6 protein-coding genes, 4 tRNA genes and 1 pseudogene are annotated in these 6,489 nt (G+C 65.8%); 6 read left to right on the top strand and 5 right to left on the bottom strand.

Annotation, left to right across the window (positions count from 1 at the left end):
- Nucleotides 1–239: pseudogene (locus tag AC2VOP_RS01680) on the top strand (oxygenase MpaB family protein); the annotation flags it as partial.
- Between the two features lie 43 nt (nt 240–282).
- Here the strand turns inward: AC2VOP_RS01680 and AC2VOP_RS01675 are convergent.
- Nucleotides 283–355 (bottom strand) — tRNA-Lys (locus AC2VOP_RS01675).
- Nucleotides 356–480: 125 nt separating this feature from the next.
- On the opposite strand from AC2VOP_RS01675, the gene AC2VOP_RS01670 reads away from it, so the two are divergent.
- From AC2VOP_RS01670 to AC2VOP_RS01660, 3 genes are all read left to right on the top strand, one after another.
- Nucleotides 481–553: transfer RNA gene (locus AC2VOP_RS01670), tRNA-Glu, on the top strand.
- A 32-nt stretch (nt 554–585) separates the two neighbouring features.
- A tRNA-Asp gene (locus AC2VOP_RS01665) sits at nt 586–659 on the top strand.
- 39 nt (nt 660–698) lie between these two features.
- Nucleotides 699–772, top strand: a tRNA-Phe gene (locus AC2VOP_RS01660).
- A 69-nt stretch (nt 773–841) separates the two neighbouring features.
- Here the strand turns inward: AC2VOP_RS01660 and AC2VOP_RS01655 are convergent.
- The 3 genes from AC2VOP_RS01655 to AC2VOP_RS01645 form a co-directional block, all read right to left on the bottom strand.
- On the bottom strand, nt 842–2,065 hold the full coding sequence (locus AC2VOP_RS01655) for a tyrosine-type recombinase/integrase (protein WP_486959352.1): 1,224 nt from the start codon (nt 2,063–2,065) through the stop codon (nt 842–844).
- Nucleotides 2,066–2,254: 189 nt separating this feature from the next.
- Nucleotides 2,255–3,070, bottom strand: a complete 816-nt coding sequence (locus AC2VOP_RS01650) for a hypothetical protein (protein WP_486959351.1) — start codon at nt 3,068–3,070, stop codon at nt 2,255–2,257.
- Complete coding sequence (locus tag AC2VOP_RS01645) at nt 3,048–4,076, bottom strand: type IV toxin-antitoxin system AbiEi family antitoxin (protein WP_486959350.1); 1,029 nt, start codon at nt 4,074–4,076, stop codon at nt 3,048–3,050. The genes AC2VOP_RS01650 and AC2VOP_RS01645 overlap by 23 nt, the downstream gene beginning before the upstream one ends.
- Nucleotides 4,077–4,286: 210 nt before the next feature.
- Between AC2VOP_RS01645 and AC2VOP_RS01640 the strand changes: the two genes are divergently transcribed.
- Nucleotides 4,287–4,484: a hypothetical protein gene (locus tag AC2VOP_RS01640; RefSeq protein WP_486959349.1), complete on the top strand. Its 198-nt coding sequence runs from the start codon at nt 4,287–4,289 to the stop codon at nt 4,482–4,484.
- A gap of 231 nt (nt 4,485–4,715) precedes the next feature.
- On the opposite strand, the gene AC2VOP_RS01635 is transcribed toward AC2VOP_RS01640, so the two are convergent.
- Nucleotides 4,716–5,582 (bottom strand): alpha/beta fold hydrolase, encoded by an 867-nt coding sequence (locus AC2VOP_RS01635; RefSeq protein ID WP_486959348.1) that lies wholly within the window; start codon nt 5,580–5,582, stop codon nt 4,716–4,718.
- 356 nt (nt 5,583–5,938) lie between these two features.
- Between AC2VOP_RS01635 and AC2VOP_RS01630 the strand changes: the two genes are divergently transcribed.
- Nucleotides 5,939–6,489: MlaE family ABC transporter permease (locus AC2VOP_RS01630; protein ID WP_486959353.1), on the top strand; the 551-nt coding region annotated here is incomplete at its 3' end.

Here is a 6,489-nt window from a genome sequence, read left to right as displayed (position 1 = left end):
TGTTGGGCTACACCTGGTCACGCCGCGACGAATGGTTGCACCGCCGATTCGGCAACCTGGTCCGGCTGGTGTACGCCGTGGTGCCGCGGCGCTACCGCATGCATCCGCGGGCCCGCGCCGGGTGGGATCGAGCCACCGGTCGCATCCCGGCCGACGCCCCGCTGGTACACACGCCCGCGCGCAACCTGCCGCCGCTCGATGAGCGGGACAAGCCGACGCACTACTGCCCTCGGGTCTGAGGTTCGCGGTGCCTGCCCGGCCTCACGTGGGGGTTTTGCTCCGTGCCCCCAGCAGGGATCGAACCTGCGACCTGCGGATTAAAAGTCCGTAGCTCTACCAACTGAGCTATAGGGGCGTGAGGCAACAGGATACTGCGTAACGGACCGGGCCGCGCGTTTGAGGATTAGGGTCACGGTGACCTAAGCTGGCTTGGCTCCCAACGCGACCGCGTTGCGAGTGCCCCGGAGAGATTCGGTTTCGGCCCCCTTCGTCTAGCGGCCTAGGACGCCGCCCTTTCAAGGCGGTAGCGCGGGTTCGAATCCCGTAGGGGGCACCCGTGCCGCGGCGGTGCGGAGCGGATGGCAAGGCCCTGTGGCGCAGTTGGTTAGCGCGCCGCCCTGTCACGGCGGAGGTCGCGGGTTCAAGTCCCGTCAGGGTCGCTCACGCGGCGAAAGCACCCGGAAATCCAGGTGCCTTCCGGCCAGGTAGCTCAGTCGGCATGAGCGTCCGCCTGAAAAGCGGAAGGTCGGCGGTTCGATCCCGCCCCTGGCCACAGTGGAGACCCTTTCTGACTGGGGTTTTCAGGTTGTTACCCGGTAGGGGTATCGGACTTCTTATCATCCTATGTGTCACGTGATGTCACAAGACCGCCGAGCGTCGCCGCCGCATCAACCAGCATCGCGGGGGAGGAGTGGGCGTAGGTGCGAAGCGTGAAGCTGGTGTCGGTGTGGCACAGCCAGGCCGCGATCACGGCCAACGGAACGCCGCGCTGGTGCATCAACGTCGCGCACGAGTGACGGGCGTCGTGCAGCCGGACGTGGGGCAGACCGGCCGCCTTCAAAGTGCGCGACCAATACTTGTAGAGCATGTCCGGGTGATACGGGTTGCCGGACTCGTCGGCGACCACGTGACCTTCACCGATCCACTTGCTGCCCGCCGCCAACTGTTCTTCCCGGCAACGCTGTCGGGCGCGGCGAAGGATCGGCAGCAACTCATCGGGGATCGGCAGCACCTCTCGGCCCGCCTCAGTTTTGAGATCGGACTCAGTGGCTCCGCCGGACACCGCAACCCGATTGGCGGCCACCGTGAGGCACGGCGGTGTCGAGTCCAGATCAATGCTCGACCACCGCAGTGCGGCGATCTCGCCGCGCCGCAATCCGAGAACGGCGAGATGCACGACCAGCTCCAGACGTTCCCCGGACATGTGCGCGAACAACGTCTCGACCTGCTCGACGGAGAGCGTGTCCATCTCGGGCTTCGTGGTCGGCAACGGACGGACCAGCGCGGGCACGTTACGGCTGACCACTCCCTGATCCACCAAGTCCTGCCAGACTGAGCGCATGCGCGCCAGCATGGAGTTGATACTGGTCGCCGCCCACGCGCCGCGAACCTTCTTGCCCTTGAGCTTTGTGGGTGCGTTCCAGGTGCCCGTCGCGCTGGTGCCTTCGACCAAACTGCGGATCACCGTCTCGATGTCGGACTTGCTGACCTGCTGGACGAGCTTGCCGACCAACGCATCCACGACCGGCCGTAGCGCCGTGATGTAGGCGCTGCGTGTCTTGGGGCGCAGGCGCTGACCGGCCAGCCACGCCTCGATGGCCTGCTGCGCGGTGAGGGCCGAGCGACGGACGTGGACTCCGCCAACAACGTCGCCCTGCAGCCCGGCGAGGTGCTCCTTCGCGTCGGCCAGCTTGGCGAACCGTTTGCGGGTCTGGTGCCGGGCGCTTTCGCAGGTGACATCGGCGATGACTTCGTATCGGACGGTGCCGGAAGGTAATTCGCGTCGTTCGATCTGCGGCGGAAGGTTGCTGCGGGCTGCACGGGTCATTTCTTTGTCCACCTCCATGGTGGTAGGGACTGACGACGGTGCGTCTCCTGGGCGTATCCGTCCTCGGGGTCCGAAGCCCGTTGAGATCGCGGGTGGCGCGGGCCCGGGCAACACCGGACTCACAGTTCCGTGCAACGCGGGGCTCGTGGTCGGTCGTAGGGCCTCCGCCCGGATATCCTCTGTGCGACCGCAGAGCACGTGCGGCATTCAGGGGTCCAGCGTGAGTAGGTCGAGTAGCGCATCGACGAGGGGACGCCTCGTTCCTGCGGTGGCGGGCCAGCCCGGCTGGCCGACACCGAAGTGCTCGGCCAGCAGGTCGTGATCGGCCTCCGTGACGCGTGTCGCCAGCACGACGGTTTCTAGCGGGCTGACACTGGCGCGCATGTCGTGGCCGAGCAGCGCAGCTGCGGCGGTGCGCAGGTCGAAGTCGTGGCGGCGCAGGGCCCACTGGTGTTGTTCGGCGTAAAGCCGGTCGAGATCCTCGGCGTACCAGTGCACCGCCAAGGCCAGATCTGGGCCGTCCCGATATTCGTGGTAAGCGGACCGATCGAGCCATGCGTGCAGTTTGAGTACCGCGTAGTTCGGTGGTTGGGGGAGGCGGACCGTCAGACCGCCGGGGAGACCGAGAACATCGGCGCGCAGGTAGGCGTCGGTGAATCCGTGGACGTTCATGGACTCGTTGCCGGGGGGATGGCGGGTGGTTCCTACGGGCGATTCCACCTCGCCGAACGGGAGAAGGTCGACGGCGCAGCCGGCGATCATGAATCGGTGCCCGGTGTTGCATACAGCGGGGAAGGAGGCGCGAATTGCCTCGAAGGCGTGCCAATTGTTGAGGGCCACCGCAATATCGGTGTCGTTGGTGGCCCGCGGGGGCACGCCGCGGCAGCAGTGCCAGTGCAGCAGATCGCGGCACTGTGCGCCGACGAGCATCAGCTGTTCAGTTGGCACGATGTCGGCGAGTGCCGTGACGATCGGTGTCACCCAGGCCAAGAGAGCCGGGTCATAATCGGGCGAGCCGCTCATCCTGCCTTCTCATATGGTGAGCGATTTCGAGCTGCCGCGGCTCGCGCGAGGCAAGCAGGTCGGCATAGATCAGGGCCGCAGGGGCCACCCTGAGATGCTCGTTAGGTAGGTTGCGCCAGAATAGCTTTCGGATCACGATGCTGCCGTGCGGGTCGCGGTGCCAGCGGTTGTGAATAAGCAGGTCGGCGGGCAGCCCGGGCTCTGCAGTGTCGACGTAAAGCACCAGGGATTCGGGATTGCGGATGTCCCCGGGCACGGCCTGCTCTCCGCTGACAGCCACCTGCAGGCCCTCGGGTGCCGACCAGGCATGGATGTCACCGCTGGCGACGAAGAGTCTGTTGGCCCGGCCCAGCCCCCCCGGATAGGCGGCCGCCCACAGGTCCAGCAGTTCACCGGCGCGCACCAGCCGGCGCCGGGAGCCGAGGTGTTCCAGGAAGCCGGTAGTGCGCAACGTATCCATCGTCTCCTTGGCCATACCGACCGATACGCCGGCGGACTCGGCGATGTTACGCAGCGGCGCCTCGACGAGTTCGGGTGCGGCCAGCAGGACGCAGACAATTTGTGCGCGCTTGGGGGTGAAGGGATTACGCGGTCCATTTCCGTGTGACCCTTCGCTGAGGGTGTCCAGTTGCTCCGACACAGCCGACCGCCGGCCGCGCACGTCGATGAGCAGTCCATCTTGGTTCCGCAGATAAGCGTTCCCAGCCCCGTCGATGTACCAGAGACCGCGGGCCCGCAGTGTTTCCGCGCTCAATGGATGCAGCCGTGGGCCCACCACAAGCAGCGATGAGTTGGTGTCGGTTGTCGCCCACGCCTGCAGTGCTGCGGTTGCCGACAGGTGAGGGAGGTAGAGAGCAGTGATCGTGACGGGTTGGCCGTCGATCTCCAGGTCCAGCTGTTCGGGAGCCATGGAATTCAATCCCGATAGGCCGCCGAGTATCCGCACGCCGTATTCGGCGAGGTGACGCTCGACAGCCTCGGCGAGATCGGCCCCGATCAGGTCCATGCGTTCAGTATAGCTGAATGTTCAGTCTTATTGAACAAGATGATTTACTGAACGAAAGGAAGGGGTCCACTGGCAGGCCGGCACAGGCCAATGTGTCCCGCCGATGTCACAAGAGCTGCACCCCAACCGATAGTCCAAGCGCGCTCGAGGCGCTGCAATGCCCCCACCCGCACCCACGCGTGAAACTCCCGCCGGACCGCCATGAGTTCGTTGACGGTCTCCCTGGAGGGCATGTCAGAGCTTGCCCAACCGAGATGGGCAGCCTGGCGACGCAAGCAGCGCCTCGAAGCGACTACCCCCGAACGCTTCCAGGATGTCCTCGACCAATGCGTTGTGTTCGCCGACCGGGTGCTCGAGGGACGCGCCATCGGCCTCACGTGGTCGCCACAGCTGCGGGACTGGCAGTGACGGCTGCATGAGACCGCGGCATCACCCCCACGGGGATGTGTCCGCCGACCGGCCGAACCGTCACCTGGTTGGCGGCGTTCCCGGCGTCGGCGTAGATCCCCGGCGTTGTCCCCGATATGGAGGAGGTCGCCGAAAAGTAGGTATTGACGGCACCAGGTCGGGGAGAGTGTTCTTGCGCGACCTGAGGATCTCGGTATGGCCGTGATCGCACCGGCTTGATCTCCTATCTTCTCAGCGACCCAAAAAGTCCAGGATCGCGGGCGCGGCCAGCACCCAGGTGTCGAACATGTTGAACCGGACCGCCGAGTCCGCGGCGCGCTGCCGCGCCGCCTGCTCCCAGGCGTCCTCAGGCCACGGCGGATCGATCACCTCGGACCCGTTGATCAAGCAACTCACCTCCAGCGAGGTTCGTTTGGGATGGTCCCAGTCGTTCTCGCCGCCCCGGATGATCAGCGTGGGAACCGTGATGCGGTCGAACATTTCGTCGTCGACCCCGGGAATGGTCTGTCCCGGTTTGCAGACGAAGGCGTTGAGCCACCGCAGCATCACCTTGAGGAATTCGTCGCGGTCGAGGTTGAGCAGCCGCTGCTTGTTGTTCGGGTTCTTCTCGATGCGCCGCCGCCACTCCGGTAGCGACAGCAAGCCCGACGTGCCGCGGTCGCGCACCGCCGTGATGCTGGGTAGCACGTAATAAGACCCGAGGACGAACATTCCGTACACCCCGCCGACAATGTTCCACACTGCCAGCTTGGTGACCAGCTCGGGATAGAGGATCGCCATGAGGATGGAGTCCCTCGCCCCGCCGGAGCCGCCGGCCATGACGCACGGCCCCGCGTCGAGGGCGGTCAGAACGCCGTGCAACGTCTCGGCGCGCATGTGTGATTCGGACTGCCCGTAGAACTGGACGTCGGAAGCGCCGCAATTGGGTCGGTCCCACAGCAGCACCCGGTAACCGCCGTCGACCAGGGCCGAGGCCAGCGGTCGCAGCCCGGGAACGTCCTTGCTGAACCGGCCACCTGGCGTCAAGACGATGAGATCGCCTGATTCACCCAGGATTTCGTAGACGACTTTGCCGCCGTTGACGTCCAGAGAGGCCACCGAACACTCCTGCGTGTCAGGCGGGGTTCTCGATCACGACAATCACCTCCCGGCTCCGGTCGGCATCGCGCCTCGGCCGGTTGCCCGCTGGGTAACCTAACATTCTCGGCCCGGCTCCTCGCCCAGCGCCCCTGTCGCGGGTGTCGACAAGCCACATCATCGCGTTGTGGGCGAATCTGATCTTTTGGCACCGCACTGCCGATCGATGTGTATAAGATCGCCGCGACCGTGTCGGCTCGGTGCGGGGTCGGTTGTGTGTTCGCTGTGAGATTCCGGAGGGTTTATCGGCGATGGGCGTTGCGGGACTGGACCGCTGGTCGCCGGGGATCACGCTCGGGCGTGATTTGTCGGGACCGATGCAGGCGGTCGGCGGGCTGTTCGCGATGTCCTTCGACGCCGTCAGATTCGCCTTCCGCCGCCCCTTCCAGGCGCGGGAGTTCCTCGAGCAGTCCTGGTTCGTCGCCCGCGTCTCGCTGGCACCCACGCTGCTGGTGGCCATCCCGTTCACCGTCCTGGTCAGCTTCACCCTGAACATCTTGTTGCGGGAACTGGGTGCGGCGGACCTGTCCGGTGCTGGTGCGGCGTTCGGCGCGGTCACCCAGGTCGGCCCGATGGTGACCGTGCTGATCGTGGCCGGCGCCGGCGCGACCGCCATGTGCGCCGACCTGGGCTCACGCACCATCCGCGAAGAGATCGACGCGATGGAGGTGCTCGGCATCAACCCGGTGCAACGGCTGGTGACGCCGCGCATGCTGGCCGCCGGCCTGGTCGCGGTGCTGCTGAACAGCCTGGTCGTCATCATCGGAATCCTGGGCGGCTACGTGTTCTCGGTGTTCGTCCAGAACGTCAACCCCGGCGCGTTCGCGGCGGGCATCACCTTGTTGACCGGGGTGCCGGAGCTGATCAT

The sequence above is a fragment of the Mycobacterium sp. TH-M106 genome (assembly GCF_057473765.1).
The sequence above is the reverse complement of the archived record's forward strand: the minus strand, read 5'-3'. Positions and strand labels throughout refer to the sequence as shown.